Raw genomic sequence first — 19,636 nt, 5'->3', positions numbered from 1 at the left:
ACCTAACTATATAACTCTATTAACCACATGGTTATATTCTAAACATCCAAAATTGCAAGAAAACCGGGTTGTCTACCACCCGGTTTATTCTGCCTATTAAACTATTATAAAGCAAAAGTCTCCGAATGGATATTAACGGGATTCGTCAGCCATACGGAATTTCTGAGCGATCGCTTTCAGCTCATTGCTGATGCTGTCAAGCGTTTGAACGAAGGAGTTCATCAAGCGGCTTGCTTCCTGGAATTCCTGGAAAAAGCGCTGCTTCGTCATACCATCCCATTGACCTTCCATGCCGTTGATCGATTGAGTCAGGCTGTTAACGATTTGCTGACTTTGATCACCGCTCTGTTTAAATTGGTTTGCTACTTGTTCAACTTGTTCTGGCGTAATTAAAATACGTCCTGCCATTTATGTAACCTCCTAGAAATTCGTTTTCTGGTGACACTTGACATCTTAGCCCATGAGCCTCAGTTTATCAAAGCGTCCTCAGACCTAATTTCCAGTTACCCTATACGTCCCAATTTGAAACATTTACCATCCCGATTTTCCCGAAAGGAATAGGGATTTAGTTGGCAATGCCAAACGAAGACGGATCGGTAAAGGTCCAGCTTTGCCCGGCTAACGCGGCTTGTTTAGCCGAATCCCCGTTGTCTCCACTGGTCATGCCCACGGCAGCGGCTACCGAACTCGGGTTCGATATAACCGTCGATGAATTGCCATATTCCGGTAATATGGATGAGCGCCCCTCCATGCCGGAAGCGGCAAACAGAGCCGTCGGTGATACTGTACTTACGATGGCATGCTCCAAAATCGTATGGTACTGATGATCCGTTTCTTGAAATTGATCGGCTTTGCTTTGAAGATGCTTGCCCAGCTGAGCAAGAAGAGCTCCCAGATGCTCTCCAAGACTCCGGGCAGACTGCCACTCATCAATAACCGCCGCTTTGAGAGACGTCTCCCAAACGAGTGATTCCATAGCTTGGTTGAGCGTTCTCGTAATCGCTAAATATTCATCGCCACTATGCTGCAGCTGACGGCTTAACGTCCGGAGAGACTCCGGCTCGACAGAAATACGCATTGGTCCTCACCTTTCATACAGGCTCTGTTACTGTTTCAGCCACATGAGTAGCATATGACGAAACTGCTCTTTGGTCGCTGGCGCTGCGGTTAACCAGTCCTGGTCTCCCTCCAGGCTCATACGCAGCAGCCAATTCATGGACTCGTTCACTATAAATGCTGCATTTTGACTTTCCCAGCTGTTTCCGTTCCAAATCGACAGCTGGAGTTCCCCCGAAGACACCTTGTTTTTCATACATTTCGCTAAAGCGATGGAACCTTCCGCATCATCCGTCAACCTGGCCAAGCGATCGCCGATATCATCGCTGTTCTGTTCGGAAACGGAGGTGTAAATATCTCCGAATTCTTTCCGGCTAAGGAGCAGTGCCGGAATATCCCCCCAGTTTTGGTCGCTTAGGGCCAGATCCTGCACCAGTTGATCGCAGGTTTGTTCGATCGTGCCAAGTTCGCTTAGCAGGTAACATCGGTTGTCTTCGCCGCTTCTGCATACTTGTATTACCCGTTCGTCAGTAACATGCAGATATCCTTCAAACGCCGAATCCTGATTTTCATATTTCAACCAGCACGCACGTTCCGCAAGTCCGGCAATAGCCACTCTTGAGAAGACCTCGGGTGGAATCGACAATTCCCCGCCTTCCTCTTGAATCAAATATTGCTTGCTTAGGAGCGATTGTTTGGTTTTCTCCCACTCAACCGCGATTTCTTCCGTTAAGTATCCTACAAAAGGATCTTCAACACCAAGTAATCGGTCCGATCCGATAATTCCAGCCAAGAAGAAAAATTCCTTGTCATTCAGCGTGATCGTTTCTTGTTTGGAAGCATGAATTGTCAACATTATGAGCCACCTCCCCTCAAACTACAACATGCCATCGGTCGCGAATTTCTGTGACCCATCTTTGGGCGTTCCATTCGTCATCAAACGGAACTGCGCCTTTTATTCTGGAAAATTTGCGTTTTACGTAGTACCCCTGTCCTGGCGGGAGTATTTTTAGTCCTCCAGGACTATTAGCAGATTCGGAAAAAGGAATTCTGAAGAACGATAAATCGTTGGAATCCAATGTTCCGAATAAAAATCCGTTTTGTGCAGCCTTGATATCAGTAAACCAATCGACGCCATACGTCGGGAAATCGGCCGGCACACCGGCAACGATAACGTGTACCCGGCGATCCCTCCCCTGTCTGACGATGGCTGACAGCTGGTCTTTCAAGGTGAAATCGGAAAGCTGCTTGCTAAGCACGTCAGCGTCATCAATCATAAGCAGGATCGTCGGGTCTTCACTGTCTTTCGACCGGGTTTGAACCCGTTCATAAAGACCTGAAATGAGCGGAGCCAGGTCTTCCTCATTCTCCGCATGTCCACGGACATGCGGAAGATGATTCATCCGACTCAGACCGCTGCTTCCATAGCGCGTATCTACCGTATAGATTTCCAGCTCATCCGGCGATGTATGATATGCAAGTGATAACATCCAGCTAAGAAGGAATGACGTTTTACCGCCTTCCATCGGACTCGCCACAATAAAATGCGGCCCATCCTCCAAATTGATAGCAAAAGGAGTCAGATCGTCCGTAGCCACCCCGACAGGAACCCGATACTTCGCCATACCTGCTGTTTCGTAAGGCTTTTGTACCTTCAGCAGTTGATGAAGCGGAATCTTGTCCGGCAGTGACTCAATCCGCGGCGCTTCCTCCCCGTGCCACGCTGCCCGGTGAGTGCGAATCATATCGCGGAGCGCTGCGGAGCGGTCCCCCTCTTCCTGGCCTGAAGCCGGCAAGGCCGTCTGAAATTCAAGCGGCGGCACCTGCCCCTTGACCAGACCTCTTCCCGGAGGAAGCTGGCTGGGAGCTCTTGTTGGACGCCCTACCGCATAGTAGTAATCAGCAGGATCGGCCAGTTCGTACGACACTGCTTGCGAAATGTTGCTTCGAACCTTCTCGAACATATCCGAAATCCGGTTCGCCGTAATGACAAACGTTATTCCCAGACTGCCGCCTTCTCGCAGCAGGTATTCAAGCATATCATTCTCATCCGGATAGGAGTTCCGGAAATTCAGATAACCGTCAATAACCACGACCAGTTGCGGAACGGGTTCTGTGTTGCCCCGGCGATAGGATGCAACAGTCTTCACACCCGCTTCGGCAATCATGTCCTTGCGAGTCGCCGCCGTTTTCGTCAGAAAACGGAACAGGCGCTTGATGCGATCCTCTTCCTCCGCCGTCATGACTCCTCCGATATGAGGCAGCCCTGTAAAGTCCCGCATCATTCGGCCCATATCCACTATATACCCATGCCAAAAGTCCGGGGTGTACCGACTGGCTAACGACATCAGCATCGTTTGAATAAAGGTGGTCTTTCCAAGTCCGGGCATGCCGTACACGGCCCAGTGGCCTTGCTCGAGATTAAGCATCAACGGCTTCTGGCATTGGTTTGGCAGATCATCAACCATCCCAACGTAGGACACAAGCGCCGAATCGCCGAACAGCTCCTGCTTCTGCAGCTCGGTCCCGGACTGAATGCTCTCCAGATCCAAGCTCTCCGGAAGCGGTGGAAGCCAAGGCCCCTGTAGCCGTTCGATTCCTTGCTCTTCGGCAACTTCCGCTACATGGTCGATAAACACCTGGAGCTGTTTGGGTACCTCCAGATGCGCTCCCAGGGAAGGATTAGATGCAAGCAGAGGCTCACTCTTCCCGTTGATTCGCACCTCGCGAATAACCACTGCGCCAGGCGTATCCTTCTCTTCAATGTAAGGAGCGCCGCTCCAGGCAAATTGCATTTCTTCAAACACTTCATCACTGCCCACCTGAAAATAGCCTCGTCCGGGCTTGTTAATCCAGGCTGCATTCGGAATCTTCAGCATATCACGGCTATCGCCCTCGCTTTGTACCCGAAGGCAGATCCGAAAGCGCGAATTACTCCAAATTTTATCGTCCACGACGCCTGCCGGCTTCTGAGTCGCAAGAATCAGGTGGACTCCGAGTGTTCGTCCAATAGCGGCAATGCTAATCAATTCATCCATGAATTCCGGTTGGTCTTTCTTCAGCTGTGCAAATTCATCAATGATAATAACGAGATGCGGAAGCGGTTCGCCATGCCGATTGCGCAGCAGCTTGTAGTACTCGTCGATATGCTGCAGATTTCCCGCATCGTTCAATATTTTCTGGCGGCGGACCAGCTCGGCTTTCAGCGACACCTTCGCGCGCTCGATTAGATTGTTATCCAGGTTCGTTATGGTTCCTACAACGTGCGGCAAATTGACAAACGTGTTCGACATGCCGCCGCCCTTGTAATCAATAAGCATAAATGCCAGGTCATGAGGGTGGAATTCGGATGCCAGGGAGGCAACAATGGATTGAATAACCTCACTTTTCCCGGAACCGGTCGTTCCCGCAATCAGACCGTGCGGTCCATGACCTTGACGCTCTATTTTATCATGAAGATTCAAATTAATCTTCTTTCCGCCCGCCCGGACCCCCATCGGAACGGGTAATGAATCCGGATATCGGTTCTGCTGCCAGCGTCTGTGTACATCCAAATCGTTGATTTTTTGAATATCCATCATCTCGAAGAGTGCCAAAACGCTTGGGATATCCGACGCAGAGGATCGTTTCAGCCGGATCGGCGCCATGTATCGGGCCAAGGCTTCAATTTGCTCCCTGCTAATATGATGGGATTGGAAAGTTTGCTTGGAGACCGTGCCATCTGCTTTCTTAATCGTATACGCCGCCTGCTCCCGGTCAACCTCAACAATAAGCTGGCAGTGCATCGGCAAGCTTTCCTTGCGGTCGGACAAGATGATGGTAACCGCATCGGTCGCTTCGGCATCTTCCATCAACAGAGGCAGCAGCGGTTCTTCCTCGATTAATTGGCTAGCGGATAAAATCACCACGTATGCCGGTGTCTCAATCGATTTCTTCCCATGCTCGGCGCGATTATTTTTACGCCGGTATAGGTGAGTAAATATTTCATCGGCAAGCTGATGGGCATTGCTCCGTCGATCCGCAAGATAGCGGCTGGATCGATCATCATCCCACGTATGTGGGAGCCAGCGCAGCCATTGCCACTCGCTCGCTTCTTTCTCTTCGTAGAACGCGGCGATCTTCACTTCATCGGGTGAGTGCCGCACCGCCGTTTGGGCCATCATTACGCGCAGCATATTTAATACGCGCTCCCTTCCGCCTACGATCCCTATGACCTTGGATTCGAATAACGGCAGCGCAATCGATGCGTCGTCGACGGACTGAAATTCGGAAGACAGCAATTCAGCTGCTTCGATCAAAGGGTCCTTGTCATACCCATCCGCGCGGGGAGGCTTTACGTTAATGTAAAACGGAACCTCTCCCTTGCCCACGCAAATCTCCAGAAAGTCCTTATCTTCCGGGGAGCGTTCCCATAAGCTGCTGCTACGGTTCTTCACGACGTTGTAACACACGTCCGGATCGCCATGGATTTCAAACAGAATGTGTACCTGATCCTCCTGCCGCTCCTTCAGTTCTTCCCGATGCAGATCAAGCTGTGCCCGGTACTTCTGATTACGTTCGGCCAGATTCTTCTGATAGGTCTTCTTGTTGCTTAAATACATGAAGAACGGCAGCGTGTAGGATGTCAGCATCATAAAGACGGAGAGCATCTGGAACATCATGTAGTTGGGATTCCCCATTTTGCCGCTTACGTTCATATAAACATAGAAACCAACCGTCGCAGCCGTCATAATAATCGGGATAATGATGGCAATCATCGAAAACGACGGTTTGCTCGGCTCGGACGGCGGTCTCAGAATCTCCATGTCTTCATTCGGTAAAGCCGGTCTAATACGCGGCGAACGTTGGTACAACACGTTCATAAGTCACTTCCTCCTAATCCAGAGCATCTGAAATGTACAATTATGTATTTGGCTGTTTCATTCAAAACCAATGGGTTACTTACCCAATCTCAGCTTTCTTGAAACAACGATCTTCTGCCATAGACAGGAGCTTCCTCGGTGGTTGTTGAGAATGCCCGTTGCAAACGAATATAAGAGCCTTCCCTAAGTCCCGCTTCAACAAGGTTAGAATGGCCGCCTACCGTAAACCACAAGCCCTCCGGGAACTTTGCTTCTAATATATATTGAATCCCTTCACCCGAGGGTTCACGAAAAAGACGTAGCCCCAGCAGCTCATTCAACCGTTCAATGGAGCACTCATCGGGTACGTCGATATCAAACCAATCATCTTCATTTCGACCGCTGATCACGGTGAGTATCATCTAGTCAACCTGCCTTCCCAAACATGGTAATCCTTATGTTAATTCCATATGCAAAGTCCAATCACCTATTTCAATAGTTACAAAAAATAGTTACATTATTGTAATAATATCATCCCAGGGTCAGTTCTGTCAATTTGTGTCATATTTCCTATTTCCTATTTTTCATGCGGGTTTGTTAGTCCTGAGGGACTATTTATATATTGATTATAGGGTAAATCCGGGTTTTTCGTCGGTATAATAACGCCGTTCACAAAAATGTCACGCTCTGAAAAATGATGCTGATTAATTCTATGAATTTAAGGTTATTTTAAGATTGGCAATTTATAATGCAAATATCATGAAAAATCTTTCGTGAGGTGATTGATATGAAAACACTTATCATGTTCCAAAATAAGCCGGTTCCCGTATACTTTACAACGGATAGCAAGCAGCCGGTACAGAAAGTATTAAAACTGCTAACCAGCGCGCTTGACCATAAAATTCAAACCGGCAAAAAGGCGCTGCAAAAATGCCTCAACTCCCTGATCAGCATTGAAATCGAGGGATCCGAGGCAATTCTTCACAGCAAAAGCGAAAACGACTCTCTTGCGCTATCTCTCTTTTAAAAAAGAGGGATAGCCCTTTTTTTGTTTAACTCCATTATAACCCGTAATGACGATCCTGGGCTATCTGCGCTCTCTGAATTCGGATTTGAAACAATTTTACGAGATTTCTCCGCGTTGTGATCTCCTGGCAACTGTCCAATTTTTTTAATATAAACCGATCGATGGACATACTGTTCATCCCTCCATTCATATCTTGGAAAAACGACCCTATGTTCTGATAACTTCTATTAACCGCACCTTTTCAAGATTAAACGAGACTTTCTTACGTTCCACAAAGCTTCTTATGATTCGACGATGCTCTGGTAATAACCCATTTTATATTCAGTACCTTGCATTAATCAGTACTTAGTGATATCTTATTGTAGACCACTACTGAATATTAATCACTACCTCATGTTTACAGCATGAACATGGACTTATGAAAGGAGGTATCTGCCGTATGAATGTTAGTATTCAATTCAAAAAAGGCGTTCTTGAACTCTGCGTGCTTGTGTTAATCCATCGCAAGGACCAGTATGGCTACGAGTTGGCTCAAGCGGTATCGAGGCATATTGAGGTAGCCGAAGGGGCGTTGTACCCTCTCCTTCGCCGACTTGTTAATGAAGGCTATTGTACGACATATCTCCAGGAATCGACCGAGGGTCCGCCCCGTAAATATTATAAGCTGACGCCCAGCGGAGTGATTTATATGAGAGCCTTGGTAAAGGAATGGCAAGCTTTTGTGGGCAATGTGACCAATCTGATAGAGGAAGGAAATTTGTATGACTAAAAAACAGTTTATTGCAATTTTGGAATCGCGTCTTGCCGCGCTTCCTCCCGACGAACGGCGGGAATTCATTCATGATGTGGCGTCCCATTTTGTCATTGGCATGCAGAATGGACGAACTGAAGAGGAAATCGCCCGTGAACTGGGAGATCCTTTTGAAATGGCAAAGGAAGCGTTAGGCGACCGGTATGTGGATATGGATATGCCTGCTCCCGCAGCGATCCGAAGACCGTCTTCTTTTGGAAAATATGCAGTAGGAGTCGGTTTGTTCTTCTGTGCATTGGTGGCGGTCCCCTTCCTTGCGGCATTATGGTCCGGAGGCGTCGCTATTGCTCTGGGTGCCCTGGCAACCTTGCTGAGCCCGGTGCTCGTTCTGCTTGACTATATCGTAAACGGAACGTTTTATCCGGCCAAATTATTCTTATCCATTTCTTTGATCGGAATCGGCATCTTCCTCGGATATGCCACACGCTCAGCCATGGTTGGGTTGTTATCGTTAACCTTGAGGTACTCCAGATGGAATACGCGTTTATTGAAGGGACGTGACGCACAGTGAACAGAAAATGGTTGTTCAGTTTAGCAATCGCACTTATATTGGTAGGAATCGTCGGCATGGCTGCGAACAAGTTTAAATTCGGTGAAGAGCTTGTCAGCTATCAAAATCGATGGGATCTTCAGGATGCCGTAAATTTGAAGAAATTAACGATTGCCAGCAATATGAATATCAGCTTCGCGTTTGAGGACAGCGGCGATTCGAACGGATATATCGCGTTTGACGGCAAATTAAAACCGGAGCATGTCGATATTCTTAAAAACTTTAATCCATCAGGCCCTGAGGTGGAATTGGATCTGACTACACCTTCTACTTTCCAGTTGATGAGTGTGGACTTTCGTTCACCAAAAGGAACACTGACCATCGTGCTTCCATCAAGCACGCAACTGGACGAACTCGATTTGTCGACCATCTCCGATAACATCCAGGTAAGCGGAGCTTCCTCCAAGGTGGTTGACATCTCCGTGAAGTCAGGCAGCATTAACATGAGCGGAATACAAGCCGAGCAGTTAAGCGTTGAGAACATTTCGGGAAGTATTCGCGGTTCTGACATTCGGGCATCCACCCGGCTCGTCAATCATTCGGGAAATGTCGTGCTGAAAAATATGGAAGGTCCCTTGGACATCGAGGTCACCTCCGGTAACGTAAACGCAGGTTTGCTTGGCGTTTCATCGGTTAATATCCTGTGCAGATCCGGCAACGTAAAAGTGCAGCCTGACCCGTCATTCCGCGGTTTCTATGACCTTAAGACACTGTCGGGATCCGTCTCGGCGCCGGAGTCACTGAAAGAAACAACCGATACCATCCAAGTGGAAACGTACTCCGGTAATATCGATATCGTACATTGAGACGTTGTTGACAAACGATAAAAATGAAATATACTATACTTTATAAAGTAAACCTAACAACAAGGAGTGTTTTCATACATGTCTAATGTACTATTCATCAAAGCAAACAACAGAGCCATCGAACAATCGGTCAGCGTAAAAATGTACCACGCGTTTTTGGAGTCCTTCAAAGAAAGCCATCCGGAAGACCAAATCACGGAGCTTGACCTATTTGCAGAGAATCTTCCTTATTATGATAGCACTGCCATCAACGGTATGTTTAAAGCTGCCCAAGGATTGGAAGCTACACCGGAAGAGCAGGCGGCTGCTTCGAATGTGAGCAAATATCTTGACCAGTTTCTTGCTGCAGACAAAATCGTGCTTGCTTTCCCATTGTGGAACATGACCGTACCTGCCGTTCTTCATACGTATATCGACTATCTGAACCAAGCAGGCAAAACGTTCAAATATACCCCTCAAGGCGTTGTAGGTCTCGTGACTGGCAAAAAAGTCGTCATCCTGAATGCGCGCGGCGGCAACTATTCCGAAGGACCTATGGCTGCGGCTGAGATGGCTGTTAACTTCGTGATGGGCAATCTTCGTCAATGGGGCGTACAGGATATCGAAACCCTGATCATTGAAGGCCACAACCAATTCCCTAATGAAGCAGAAATGATCGTTCAGAACGGTCTTGAGCTCGTTAAAAAGGCTGCTGCCGGTTTCTAATCGAACTTATACGGAATAATAACACGGATCGTTATATACAATAGCCACCTTCAACTGTCTTAGGCAGTGAAAGGTGGCTTTTTGTGATAATCCCATTTAAACCTTTTCCCATTGGGTCCATAACTCGCGCGGGTTACGAATATAGATTTCATGATCACGGCTCATATATTGATGAATGATAAATTCCCGCCGAATGGTTGCATAATCCGCATAATAACGCTTGATAAACGCATTGATATCCTTTTCCGGATATTCCTTCCCTGCTTCAAGCTGCTCAACCAGGTATTCCAATATGACGAGTTTCTTCTTGTACTGGGCCGGAATGGAGCGCAGCGTTCCGTCTTTCGCTATAAAATTCCGGAGAACGGTTGTTTTATAAGCTTCGCTAGCAGTCGTTTCCATCTTTTTTCTTCCTCCCTCCTAATCACAAGTTTCATAACCGTCTAATTTAATATTTATCTAATTAGATGGTAATCAAATTAATGGTGTTTGTCAAATACTTTCTGCTTGAAGTCAATTCAGCCAGGCTCCATACCGCCTAATCTGGATTTATCCTCTTATTTGCTGTAGGATTATAATGCTGATCTAAACGCAAGGTTAATACATAAGGAGGTTCACCATGCTCGACGTCTTAATTATCGGCGCAGGCCCATGCGGTCTCTCAGCTGCCATTGAATGCCGCAATCAGGGCCTCAGCTGCGAGATCATCGATAAACACAATGTAGTTCATTCCATTTATCTCTATCCAACACATATGCAGTTTTTCAGTACGGCCGAAATGCTTGAAATCGGAGATGTTCCGTTCGCCATATCGAATGATAAACCGTTTCGGCACGAGGCGCTGGCCTATTATCGCAGAGTTGCCAGACACTTTAATCTGAAAATCTCCCCATACGAAGAAGCACTCACCATAACCAAGCAGCCCGACGGGAGCTTTCAGGTGAAGACCCAGCGCCGCGGTGGTGCAGAGTCCATACGAGAAGCTAAACACGTAGTCATTGCTACGGGTTATTTTGATCATCCGAATTATATTGGCATTCCTGGAGAAGACTTGGAGAAAGTAACCCATTATTTCCGGGAAGCCCATCCATATGCAGGAATGAAAACCGCGATCATCGGCGGCAGTAATTCCGCCGTGGATGCTGCCATGGAGCTTATCCGTGTCGGAGCCGAGGTGACGATGGTATACCGGGGTGAGGAAGTTTCACAAAACATCAAACCTTGGGTACGTCCTCTGTTTGACAGCATGGTGCAAAAAGGTCATATCCAGCTTCACCTGAACTCGCGTGTCGTACAAATCGCGGAATCTTCCGTTACCGTTCTTTCGAATCAAGGCCAGGAAACAATCATTGAGAATGATTTTGTACTGGCATTGACCGGATTCCGTCCTGACCGAAAGCTGCTTGCCTCCTCCGGCGTTGAACTGAATGAAGACATGGAGAAGCCGCTTTATAATCCGGATACGATGGAGACCAACGTTCCGGGACTCTATGTCGCAGGCGTCATTGCATCCGGCCGCAACGCCAATGAGGTGTTCATTGAGACAGGCAGACTACATGGTCGTCTGATTGCCGAGCATCTGGTCTCGAACGCTTAAACGATTACCAACGTGCTTTCCCAGAGGACGGACCGGTTTTTTTGATGATGTTTTTCTTACGATATCAGGAAGGCATACGTCTCGTAGTCTAAACTTTCTGATATCTTAAACATAAGGAGTGATTCCCCATGGACGTAACTTCACTCATCCTGCTGGCTATGGCGGGACTTGGTATTATCAGCAGCAATTCTGCCGTGACCATTGCGATGCTGGCATTGCTTCTCATCCGGGTAACCGGCTTTCAGCAAGCATTTCCATGGCTGGAGAAATACGGTCTGACACTCGGCATTATCATTCTCACCATAGGTGTCATGTCACCGCTGGCCAGCGGAAAGATGAGTCTGCAAACGATCGGCGAATCATTCCTGAACTGGAAATCGCTGTTGGCCATCGCCGTCGGCATGCTTGTCGCATATCTAGGCGGCCGGGGGGCCACTCTGATGGGAACCAATCCCACCGTGGTTGCGGGTCTTCTCGTTGGCACGGTGCTTGGGGTAGCCCTGTTCCGAGGCGTACCCGTCGGGCCGCTCATTGCGGCTGGTCTGCTGTCCCTGCTGATCGGCAAATCATGATGAAACGAATACTGCCTTCTTTTTTTACAATTAATTAAGTAGAAACATAACCTCCCTGCCGGTTTGTGAACGCTTGGGGAGGTTTATTTGTTCTATATGTAAGCTTCGCAACCAACGGACCATTACCATATATAGTCTATTTTATGGTATGATAGCTATCGTGTTTTAGCGCTATTTCCCGCAATCCTTTATGAAATATGATGTATCAGGAGGTAACACCATTGTCTTCAACGAATACCGAATCGGTCGCTGCTCCGCTTAAACAGCTTCCCTTGCTGCTCTTCAGGCAGCTGAGGCCAAAGCAATGGACCAAAAACCTGCTCATATTCGCAGCCCCCCTCTTCTCCTTTGAAGGGGTGAATCCCGGCGTGCTCTTCGACACCCTGATCGGTTTTTTTCTGTTGTCATTCGTGTCCGGCTGCGTCTACATTGTGAACGATTATGCCGATCGCGAAGCGGATCGCAATCATCCGGTGAAAAAATACCGACCGATGGCCTCGGGAGCTCTTCCTCCTAAGCTGGCTATTGGATTCGGCGCGCTGCTGCTGACAGCTTCGCTGGTCATATCTTATTTGCTCAATCCGCTGTTTACCGTATTATTGGTGCTCTATTTTGCCATGAACGTAGCTTATTCCTTCCGGCTGAAGCATGTTGTCATCATTGACATCATGATTATCGCGGCCGGGTTTGTGCTGCGCGCCATCGCAGGCGGACTGGTCATCCACGTCCCGTTCACGCCATGGTTTCTTCTCTGTACGATGCTGTTATCGCTCTTCCTGGCGATCGGCAAGAGAAGGCATGAGCTTCATCTGCTGCAGCATGACAAGGGCTCTCACCGCAAGGTGCTCGATCAATATTCGTTCGATCTGCTGGATCAGATGAGCAGCATTGTCACCACAGCAACCATCATCAGTTATTCGCTGTTTACTTTTACGTCCGGCAGAACCGTTCATCTCATGTGGACCATACCGCTCGTTATTTACGGGATGTTCCGCTATCTTTATCTGATTCACATCGAGAAAAAAGGCGGGGCTCCGGACCGGGTGCTCCTGGAGGACGCTCACATCCTGGTCACCGTGATCCTTTATGTCATCTGCGTCATCGGAATTTTGGTATACTTTGAATAATACAGAATCGGTAAATTGAGGGAAATGATATGAATCAGAAATTCGCAATCTTTGACATCGACAAAACGGTCATCCACTCGGACTCCATGTTTCAATTTTTAAAGTATGGCATACGAAAAAAACCGTCCACGGCCCCCGTCATACTGAAAGTCCTGCTTCACTCCGTTCTGTACAAGCTCCGTCTTCTGGGAGCTGAAAAAGCAAAGAGCGCTTATTTTCATGCGATGCGCCATATGGATGAAGCCGACCTGAAACATTTTTACGAAACGGAATTGAAACCTGCGATCTTCCCGGCTGCGCTGAAGGAAATGCAACGAAAAAAAAGCGAGGGCTATCATGTGCTCCTTGTAACGGCGTCCCCCGATGCTTACATGAGATACTTTGCAGAGCTTGCTTGTGTCGACACGGTGATCGCTACCAAGCTTTCCGTACAGGACGGACGCTTTACGTCTATGATCGAAGGGAACAATTGTAAGGGGGAGGAAAAAGTGAACCGGATTCAGCAGTACTTGAACGAGCGGCAGCTGACCATTGACTATGCAGCTTCCTGCGCTTATTCCGACTCCTTGTCCGACCTCCCGATGTTCGGGCTCGTCAAACATAAATATTTGATCAACCACAAATCCGCTCAGGGATGCGAGGGATTAACATGGAACAGATAAAAGCGCAGAGCGCCCCGCGCCACTTGGGCAAGCTGTTCATGGTCTTATCGGCTTTTTTGACGGCTACCGGCCAGCTGTTCTGGAAATGGGGACACGACAACTTGCTGTACATGGGAATCGGCTTTATCTGTTACGGCCTCGGAGCCATACTCATGATCAAATCGTTTTCATTGGAGAAACTGTCCGTTGCCTATCCCCTAATGTGCATCAGCTATATTGTGGCTCTGTTTTATGGTGACTTTTTTCTGGATGAACCGTTAACCCTGCAAAAACTGGCAGCCGTCGCCCTGCTCGGAATCGGGGTGACATTAACGTCCTATGAAAAATGACGGATTCCTATACTTGCTCCTGCTTCTGATGACTTTGCTTGGCTCGCTGGGGAGCGTATTCTTCAAGGGGTATACCGCAAACAAACAAATCAAGCTGCTGCTGATCGGTTTCCTTAGTTACGGATTGGGAGCCTTGTTAAACATATACCTTCTAGGGGAGCTTCCCTATACGCTGGTTATGCCTGCCAATGCACTGACTTTCCTGTGGGCCTTGTTGTTTGCCAAATGGGTATTCAAGGAAACCATCGGGATCCGCAAAATCGCCGGCGTCGCTTTTATTATTTCCGGATTGCTTCTGCTGATCTGGTAAGCGAACGCAGCTTAAGCCTATTCACAGTACATATATAATGGAAAGATTGGTGGAGCGTAAAACATGACTTTTTTCAGTTATTTATTCCGACATAAAAAAGATAATTACACAGCGATCGGCCTAAGTATCTGTCTTGTCCTATGGTATGTTTTCATGAACCTTCCGTTCGTGACCTACATCAAGGATCATGCAGCCGGTTTGATGCCGCACAGCCCGTTCTATGGTGCGCCTTTCACATTGAATCTGTTCAACTTCGATCCTTCCATGGAATATGGACCGGAGAATATCTCGATCATCCATCCATTCATTAATTTCCTGACCAGTCCGTTAACGACGATGATCGGGAGTGCGAACCTCCCTTATCTTCTGATTCAATCGGTCTTGAATGCCTTAAGCGCTGCGCTGGTCTACTATATCGTCCGAAGAAGCGGAGCCGGCTGGTTGTTGTCCTTCGTAACGGCGGCTTTCTTCGGTATCAGCTCTTATACGCTGTTCACGGCGTTCATACCGGATTCCTATGCTTATGCGCAGTTCATGATCATCTTATCAGCCGCTTACTTGCACTATTGCCGGCTTACGAATCGATATGCCGTCATGCCGAATGCCTCCCTAGCCCTGATTAATTTCGGCATCACGTCTACGAATGTGGCAACGTTCGCAGGTGCGCTCCTGATCAGCCTGTTCGATCGACGCTGGAAGGATGCCTTTAAACGCTTCATCCTCATTATACTGGCTTTTCTGGGGATGGTGATTATCGTAACCCTGCTTCAACACTTGCTGTTCTCAGGTAAATCCTGGATCGCGAACGTGTTTTCAAGCGTACAAAACGGTGCGCTCAGCTATGTTTCTCCTTTTTCATTCGAGCACCATTCCCGGGTCTTCTACATGCTGTTTGTAAGCCCGATCCTGTCGCCGGAGCTTGCCATGATTGACCCGGGGATCGCGGCATTCGTGACGAATTTGGCCAAGCCGTATCCGATTCATGTCCATATCGTCGGGATCGGGATGCTTATTCTTGCGATTCTGTCCTTCATTAAGGGCATCCGATCCCGCGATACCTGGGCATTTGCCATCTATATCCTGTTCGCGATTCTGCTGCACATCATCGTTGGGTTCGGTTTGGCTACTTACGCTTACGATCTGTACTTGTACGCAGGACATTATCTGTTTGCCGTGTTTGTGCTTGCAGCGCTGTTTATTGCCAAAACGAAGAACCTCCGGATTCAACAAGCTCTGACCGGCATCATGATCCTGTTCCTGCTGATCACCTTAGTGAACAATATCGTATTGCACGGACAGACGCTTGAGTATATTCAGATGACCTATGACACGGTGTTCAAGAATATCGAGAAATAAGCCTTTACCCTAAAATAAAGACCCGTTCCCTGAAGCATGGCCCAACACCATGCCACAGAAGGACGGGTCTTTCGTATTAAGTCTCCAGATGCTGCACGTTATACAGTCTGGCATAACTTCCATCCAGATTCATCAGCTCGCCGTGCGTTCCCTGCTCTGTAATTCTGCCATTCTCCAGCACAACGATTTGATCGGCGTGCGTAATCGTTGACAGGCGATGGGCCACGATTAATGTGGTACGGTTGTTGGACAGGGATTGCAGCGCCTGCTGTATCAGATGCTCGGACTCCAAATCCAGCGCCGACGTCGCTTCATCCAGCACCAGAATGTCCGGATCCTTAAGGAAGACACGCGCAATCGCCAGTCTCTGTTTCTGTCCTCCTGAGAGCTTGACGCCGCGTTCACCCACTTCCGTCTCATAGCCTTGCGGTAGCTGGGTGATGAAATCATGCGCATTGGCGGCTTTGGCAGCGGCGACGATTCTCTCTTCATCCGCCTCCGGATTGCCGAACAGAATATTCTCACGGACGGTGCCGCTGAACAGGAAGTTGTCCTGCAGGACCATGCCCACCGATCCGCGCAGGCTGTCCAGCGTCAAATCCCTGACGTCATGACCGTTAATCTTCACCGCGCCCTGCTGTACATCGTAGAATCTCGGAATCAGTCCGATCAGAGACGATTTACCGCCGCCGCTCATGCCGACAAACGCAACCGTCTGCCCCTGCCGAATGGTTAAGTTTATATCTTGAAGCACCCAACCGGCAGCGTCGTTGTACTTAAAGGAGACACGGTCGAATTCGATCTGTCCCGCTGTCTTAAGCGTTTTGGCATCCGGACGGTCCACAATGTCATACGGCTCGTCCATGAGCTCCTTGACCCGCTCCAGCGACGCTGAAGCCTGCGTTAACACCGTTGACGAGTTGATCAGACGGCGAAGGGGCGCATACAGCCTGTCGAGATAGCCAAAGAAGGCAACAAACGTACCTAATGTCAGATCTCCCTGAATTACCCGGTATCCCCCATAACCGATAACCAGGATAGGCGCAATGTCGGTGAGCGTGTTGATAATGGAAAAGGTGAGCGCATTCCAGCGGGTCTGGGCCATCGCTTTTTTCAGGAAATTGCCGTTGATCCCTTCGAACTTCTTCTGGTCGTAACGCTCCAGAGTAAAACTGCGGATAACCGAGATCCCCTGAATCCGTTCATGCAGATACGCCTGGATACCGGCGAGAGCCTGCGACCGGTCCTTAGTCAGACGTTTAAGCCGCTTATACAACAAATTCACCGCTAGTCCATATAGAGGAAGAATCGAAATGGCAACCAGCGTCAATACGGGATTCATGAAGAACATGACAATTAACACGAACAGCAGTGTAAACATATCCAGCCAGATGTTCATCATGCCGACTTCCACCAGGTTCTTGGATTGTTCCACGTCATTGATAAAGCGCGATATCGCCTCACCTACCTTGGTATTCTGATAGTAGCGGAGAGATAAGCGCTGCAAATGGGCATATAACCGGTTACGCATATCGAATAAAATACGGCTGGTAATGAATTGGGCAAAATACTGCCGCAAGTATTCCACCGGACCACGCACCACGACAAACAGCACCAGCGTCCCGGCAAGAATCCACATCAGATCCTGAATTTTCTGTTCGATCGTCATCTGCTGGTTGATCAGCAGATCATCCACGACATATTTCATGATCATGGGCAGCAATAACGGGATTGCAAATTTGATCATGCCGATAATAAGGGTCAGAATGATCCACTTCATGTACGGCTTAACAAACGGATAATAGATTTTCCATGATTTCAAAGGTAATTAAAGCCCCTTTCTTTAGATTATAGAATTTACGAGTTTTCTGCGAAGCTGAATCCATTCAATAATCGCAAGAATAACACCTTTAACCCGCGGTCTGTCTTCTGTGAAAGTACGTCGATGGATGTTATTGTTAAGTAAGATCCACGCGGTTGTTAGGCGAAGAGCAGTTGACATTTATGAACTTCAATGCTTTATTAGTTCTAAACTTATGAATTGTATCATGTCTTGCAGGAGGATTTAGTCATGACCAGAATTTTCGTGACGGAGGCCGTCATGCTGGCTATTTACGGTCAGCTGTTAGTACCACCGAAACCCGTCGAGTATATCATTCCGTACACAACCATTTTGGAATTATATGAGCTTCATACCACCGAAGAACATCTCATGAATAGCAGTGCTGATGACCAGCACGTCAAGATAAAGATCGGCGAATTGATTTCCTATTTTGAAGAGCCGCTGAACAAAAAGAAAATTGAGCGTGCCCTGCAGGTTCCCTGGTCCAAGAGCCCTACCATTCCCGTTAGTGAAACTACCCGGGTCTCGGTCATGAACACCATGGACACCGCACCTTATGGGGAATCCTTTGATCCTGTTGAAACTGAGCTGCTCCTGGCATCCCAAAGAGCCGAGGCTCCCATACTGACCGATCAATACGAACTGATTCAGCGTATCGTCGAGAGCGCTCTTCCCGTTCAGGTATATGATATCGACGATTTTGACTTTGCATTGGAGGTCCCGCTGTCCGGGCAGTCAGAATGAGCGTATGTACACACCTTCGCATGGCAAAAGGAGTCCCTTCCCCCCGGTTTGAATGGGGCAGGGACTCCTCATGTTGACCGAAAAAAATTCCCCATGCGGGGAATTTAAAGCGTATAAAACTGCCACCACTAACGAAGCCTCAGCTGTTCTTTTTAATCTTGTCCAGCAAGCGGACCGTGATCGCATCCATTGCGGGCAATGCTTGAAAATCAAAATATTTAAGAGATACTTCCGTATTAGGGGACAAATGAATGGCACTGTGCAGACCGGTTGCCTCATACACACCTATCACATAATACACTTCATCTCCACCAATTTGCTTCTTCATATACTCCGGACCAGATACAAGGTCCAAGAGTCGCATATCATCCGCTGTCTGGCCGCTCTCCTCCCACAGCTCTCTGGACGCTGTGTCTTCAAGAGCTTCGCCGGGCTTCAGGGTTCCGATGGGAAGTCCCCACTCGTCCTTGTTCTGCCGTTTCAGGAGCAGAATCTCTCCATTATCGTTCAGCACAAGAACCGCCGCTTTCACACGAACCACCGAACGTTTGCCGATGTATTGGCGAATATCACGGTGATATACGCTCATCTTGGGAACCTCCTTTCCCTAGATGGCGCTGCAGTCTCTCATCAGGTTAATTTACTGCGCCCTCTTCTTCATAAATATACGAAATGTCATCCAAGGATTCCTCATATTTCACGCGTAGCGTATATCCCTTCAAATACCACAGATCCTGTTCTTCCATAAAGAATGTTACCTCTTCGGAACACTCCGTCAGTCCCGCTTCTCTTGGTTCTTCTACCGAAATACCGAGCGAAAAGCCAGGATGGAGGCCTCCGCCTGAGCTATATCGTGGAAAGAAGCGAACGAACGTGCCTGCCTGAAGGTCAAGTTCCTTCTTGTACCAACGTGCCGCCTGATCGCTGACTTGAATTTGCATGTATCGTACACCCTCCTTAGACGTCATAATATGTTGACCCCAATCTGTTAGCAGACCGGAGATCTTAGGGACGGTATCCATATTTAGCTGCAATATTATCATAACGCATACATACGTTAGGATACAAATCATTTTGATAATAAAATAGTGACATAAGGTTCTAACCTACCTTCACTATCGAATATCTTGCGAGTGATCCTGAAAAATAAGTTTGACACATTCCAGTTCATGGTGATAAAATTCAGTCCATACGAGATCGATTTGAATAAAATGTAAATTACGAAGAAAGGGTGAGTGACATGTTGAAACTGTTTGCAATGGATCAAGATCATCTTGATCATCATTTCCTACAATTAAAT

At 47.9% G+C, this 19,636-nt stretch carries 22 protein-coding genes; 13 read left to right on the top strand and 9 right to left on the bottom strand.

Features of this window, described 5'->3' with window-relative positions; all coding sequences use genetic code 11:
• Positions 1 to 132 precede the first annotated feature (132 nt).
• From AK95_RS12140 to AK95_RS12120, 5 genes are all read right to left on the bottom strand, one after another.
• Positions 133 to 408: a WXG100 family type VII secretion target gene (locus AK95_RS12140; protein ID WP_006211202.1), complete on the bottom strand. Its 276-nt coding sequence runs from the start codon at positions 406 to 408 to the stop codon at positions 133 to 135.
• A 157-nt stretch (positions 409 to 565) separates the two neighbouring features.
• Positions 566 to 1,078, bottom strand: coding sequence for a WXG100 family type VII secretion target (locus AK95_RS12135; protein WP_071220206.1), 513 nt, complete (start codon positions 1,076 to 1,078; stop codon positions 566 to 568).
• 27 nt (positions 1,079 to 1,105) lie between these two features.
• Positions 1,106 to 1,912: a hypothetical protein gene (locus AK95_RS12130; RefSeq protein ID WP_071220205.1), complete on the bottom strand. Its 807-nt coding sequence runs from the start codon at positions 1,910 to 1,912 to the stop codon at positions 1,106 to 1,108.
• Positions 1,913 to 1,928: 16 nt separating this feature from the next.
• Positions 1,929 to 5,918: a type VII secretion protein EssC gene (gene essC / locus AK95_RS12125; protein ID WP_071220204.1), complete on the bottom strand. Its 3,990-nt coding sequence runs from the start codon at positions 5,916 to 5,918 to the stop codon at positions 1,929 to 1,931.
• Positions 5,919 to 6,007: 89 nt separating this feature from the next.
• The gene (locus AK95_RS12120; RefSeq protein WP_071220203.1) at positions 6,008 to 6,319 is read right to left on the bottom strand and encodes a hypothetical protein; all 312 of its coding nucleotides are present in this window, start codon (positions 6,317 to 6,319) and stop codon (positions 6,008 to 6,010) included.
• Between the two features lie 365 nt (positions 6,320 to 6,684).
• Here AK95_RS12120 and AK95_RS12115 point away from each other — a divergent pair, with 365 nt between their 5' ends.
• From AK95_RS12115 to AK95_RS12095, 5 genes are all read left to right on the top strand, one after another.
• A complete protein-coding gene (locus tag AK95_RS12115; RefSeq protein WP_006211206.1) occupies positions 6,685 to 6,924 on the top strand; it encodes a hypothetical protein in 240 nt (79 codons plus the stop codon).
• 439 nt (positions 6,925 to 7,363) lie between these two features.
• Positions 7,364 to 7,693: a PadR family transcriptional regulator gene (locus AK95_RS12110; protein WP_071220202.1), complete on the top strand. Its 330-nt coding sequence runs from the start codon at positions 7,364 to 7,366 to the stop codon at positions 7,691 to 7,693.
• Positions 7,686 to 8,246 carry a DUF1700 domain-containing protein gene (locus AK95_RS12105; protein ID WP_071220201.1) on the top strand — a complete coding sequence of 187 codons (561 nt, stop codon included), beginning with the start codon at positions 7,686 to 7,688 and terminating at the stop codon, positions 8,244 to 8,246. The genes AK95_RS12110 and AK95_RS12105 overlap by 8 nt, the downstream gene beginning before the upstream one ends.
• Complete coding sequence (locus AK95_RS12100; RefSeq protein WP_162487570.1) at positions 8,243 to 9,091, top strand: DUF4097 family beta strand repeat-containing protein; 849 nt, start codon at positions 8,243 to 8,245, stop codon at positions 9,089 to 9,091. Before AK95_RS12105 ends, AK95_RS12100 begins: the two co-directional genes overlap by 4 nt.
• Positions 9,092 to 9,169: 78 nt before the next feature.
• Positions 9,170 to 9,796 carry an FMN-dependent NADH-azoreductase gene (locus tag AK95_RS12095; protein ID WP_071220199.1) on the top strand — a complete coding sequence of 209 codons (627 nt, stop codon included), beginning with the start codon at positions 9,170 to 9,172 and terminating at the stop codon, positions 9,794 to 9,796.
• Between the two features lie 96 nt (positions 9,797 to 9,892).
• On the opposite strand, the gene AK95_RS12090 is transcribed toward AK95_RS12095, so the two are convergent.
• On the bottom strand, positions 9,893 to 10,198 hold the full coding sequence (locus tag AK95_RS12090; protein WP_071220198.1) for a DUF2087 domain-containing protein: 306 nt from the start codon (positions 10,196 to 10,198) through the stop codon (positions 9,893 to 9,895).
• Positions 10,199 to 10,415: 217 nt separating this feature from the next.
• Between AK95_RS12090 and AK95_RS12085 the strand changes: the two genes are divergently transcribed.
• From AK95_RS12085 to AK95_RS12055, 7 genes are all read left to right on the top strand, one after another.
• Entirely contained in the window at positions 10,416 to 11,393 is a 978-nt protein-coding gene (locus AK95_RS12085) for a YpdA family putative bacillithiol disulfide reductase (protein ID WP_071220197.1), read from the top strand.
• Between the two features lie 128 nt (positions 11,394 to 11,521).
• Positions 11,522 to 11,965, top strand: coding sequence for a DUF441 domain-containing protein (locus tag AK95_RS12080; protein ID WP_071220196.1), 444 nt, complete (start codon positions 11,522 to 11,524; stop codon positions 11,963 to 11,965).
• A gap of 200 nt (positions 11,966 to 12,165) precedes the next feature.
• A complete protein-coding gene (locus AK95_RS12075; RefSeq protein ID WP_201259385.1) occupies positions 12,166 to 13,092 on the top strand; it encodes a decaprenyl-phosphate phosphoribosyltransferase in 927 nt (308 codons plus the stop codon).
• A 29-nt stretch (positions 13,093 to 13,121) separates the two neighbouring features.
• Positions 13,122 to 13,754 (top strand): HAD-IB family hydrolase, encoded by a 633-nt coding sequence (locus AK95_RS12070; RefSeq protein WP_071220194.1) that lies wholly within the window; start codon positions 13,122 to 13,124, stop codon positions 13,752 to 13,754.
• Entirely contained in the window at positions 13,742 to 14,083 is a 342-nt protein-coding gene (locus tag AK95_RS12065) for an EamA family transporter (RefSeq protein ID WP_071220193.1), read from the top strand. Before AK95_RS12070 ends, AK95_RS12065 begins: the two co-directional genes overlap by 13 nt.
• Positions 14,073 to 14,393: an EamA family transporter gene (locus tag AK95_RS12060; RefSeq protein WP_071220192.1), complete on the top strand. Its 321-nt coding sequence runs from the start codon at positions 14,073 to 14,075 to the stop codon at positions 14,391 to 14,393. Before AK95_RS12065 ends, AK95_RS12060 begins: the two co-directional genes overlap by 11 nt.
• Positions 14,394 to 14,456: 63 nt before the next feature.
• Entirely contained in the window at positions 14,457 to 15,749 is a 1,293-nt protein-coding gene (locus AK95_RS12055) for a DUF6080 domain-containing protein (RefSeq protein WP_071220191.1), read from the top strand.
• A 76-nt stretch (positions 15,750 to 15,825) separates the two neighbouring features.
• On the opposite strand, the gene AK95_RS12050 is transcribed toward AK95_RS12055, so the two are convergent.
• Complete coding sequence (locus AK95_RS12050) at positions 15,826 to 17,571, bottom strand: ABC transporter ATP-binding protein (RefSeq protein ID WP_071220190.1); 1,746 nt, start codon at positions 17,569 to 17,571, stop codon at positions 15,826 to 15,828.
• A 249-nt stretch (positions 17,572 to 17,820) separates the two neighbouring features.
• Between AK95_RS12050 and AK95_RS12045 the strand changes: the two genes are divergently transcribed.
• On the top strand, positions 17,821 to 18,336 hold the full coding sequence (locus AK95_RS12045; protein ID WP_071220189.1) for an ADP-heptose synthase: 516 nt from the start codon (positions 17,821 to 17,823) through the stop codon (positions 18,334 to 18,336).
• Positions 18,337 to 18,475: 139 nt separating this feature from the next.
• Here AK95_RS12045 and AK95_RS12040 read toward each other — a convergent pair whose 3' ends face one another.
• Positions 18,476 to 18,925 carry an NUDIX domain-containing protein gene (locus tag AK95_RS12040; protein ID WP_071220188.1) on the bottom strand — a complete coding sequence of 150 codons (450 nt, stop codon included), beginning with the start codon at positions 18,923 to 18,925 and terminating at the stop codon, positions 18,476 to 18,478.
• A 46-nt stretch (positions 18,926 to 18,971) separates the two neighbouring features.
• Positions 18,972 to 19,277: a HesB/YadR/YfhF family protein gene (locus AK95_RS12035; protein WP_071220187.1), complete on the bottom strand. Its 306-nt coding sequence runs from the start codon at positions 19,275 to 19,277 to the stop codon at positions 18,972 to 18,974.
• Between the last annotated feature and the right edge of the window lie 359 nt (positions 19,278 to 19,636).

The sequence above is a fragment of the Paenibacillus sp. LC231 genome, from assembly GCF_001860525.1.
In the GTDB taxonomy this organism is placed as follows: Bacteria; Bacillota; Bacilli; order Paenibacillales; family Paenibacillaceae; genus Paenibacillus_AQ.
Note: the sequence above shows the minus strand (reverse complement) of the source record. Positions and strands in the feature narration are given on the sequence as shown.

Bases quoted from the DNA above. Each gene is read 5' to 3' on its own strand.
- AK95_RS12140 (WP_006211202.1), bottom strand. From the start codon at position 408: ATGGCAGGACGTATTTTAATTACGCCAGAACAAGTTGAACAAGTAGCA.
- AK95_RS12135 (WP_071220206.1), bottom strand. From the start codon at position 1,078: ATGCGTATTTCTGTCGAGCCGGAGTCTCTCCGGACGTTAAGCCGTCAG.
- AK95_RS12130 (WP_071220205.1), bottom strand. From the start codon at position 1,912: ATGTTGACAATTCATGCTTCCAAACAAGAAACGATCACGCTGAATGAC.
- essC (WP_071220204.1), bottom strand. From the start codon at position 5,918: ATGAACGTGTTGTACCAACGTTCGCCGCGTATTAGACCGGCTTTACCG.
- AK95_RS12120 (WP_071220203.1), bottom strand. From the start codon at position 6,319: ATGATACTCACCGTGATCAGCGGTCGAAATGAAGATGATTGGTTTGAT.
- AK95_RS12115 (WP_006211206.1), top strand. From the start codon at position 6,685: ATGAAAACACTTATCATGTTCCAAAATAAGCCGGTTCCCGTATACTTT.
- AK95_RS12110 (WP_071220202.1), top strand. From the start codon at position 7,364: ATGAATGTTAGTATTCAATTCAAAAAAGGCGTTCTTGAACTCTGCGTG.
- AK95_RS12105 (WP_071220201.1), top strand. From the start codon at position 7,686: ATGACTAAAAAACAGTTTATTGCAATTTTGGAATCGCGTCTTGCCGCG.
- AK95_RS12095 (WP_071220199.1), top strand. From the start codon at position 9,170: ATGTCTAATGTACTATTCATCAAAGCAAACAACAGAGCCATCGAACAA.
- AK95_RS12090 (WP_071220198.1), bottom strand. From the start codon at position 10,198: ATGGAAACGACTGCTAGCGAAGCTTATAAAACAACCGTTCTCCGGAAT.
- AK95_RS12085 (WP_071220197.1), top strand. From the start codon at position 10,416: ATGCTCGACGTCTTAATTATCGGCGCAGGCCCATGCGGTCTCTCAGCT.
- AK95_RS12080 (WP_071220196.1), top strand. From the start codon at position 11,522: ATGGACGTAACTTCACTCATCCTGCTGGCTATGGCGGGACTTGGTATT.
- AK95_RS12075 (WP_201259385.1), top strand. From the start codon at position 12,166: ATGTATCAGGAGGTAACACCATTGTCTTCAACGAATACCGAATCGGTC.
- AK95_RS12070 (WP_071220194.1), top strand. From the start codon at position 13,122: ATGAATCAGAAATTCGCAATCTTTGACATCGACAAAACGGTCATCCAC.
- AK95_RS12065 (WP_071220193.1), top strand. From the start codon at position 13,742: ATGGAACAGATAAAAGCGCAGAGCGCCCCGCGCCACTTGGGCAAGCTG.
- AK95_RS12060 (WP_071220192.1), top strand. From the start codon at position 14,073: ATGAAAAATGACGGATTCCTATACTTGCTCCTGCTTCTGATGACTTTG.
- AK95_RS12055 (WP_071220191.1), top strand. From the start codon at position 14,457: ATGACTTTTTTCAGTTATTTATTCCGACATAAAAAAGATAATTACACA.
- AK95_RS12045 (WP_071220189.1), top strand. From the start codon at position 17,821: ATGACCAGAATTTTCGTGACGGAGGCCGTCATGCTGGCTATTTACGGT.
- AK95_RS12040 (WP_071220188.1), bottom strand. From the start codon at position 18,925: ATGAGCGTATATCACCGTGATATTCGCCAATACATCGGCAAACGTTCG.
- AK95_RS12035 (WP_071220187.1), bottom strand. From the start codon at position 19,277: ATGCAAATTCAAGTCAGCGATCAGGCGGCACGTTGGTACAAGAAGGAA.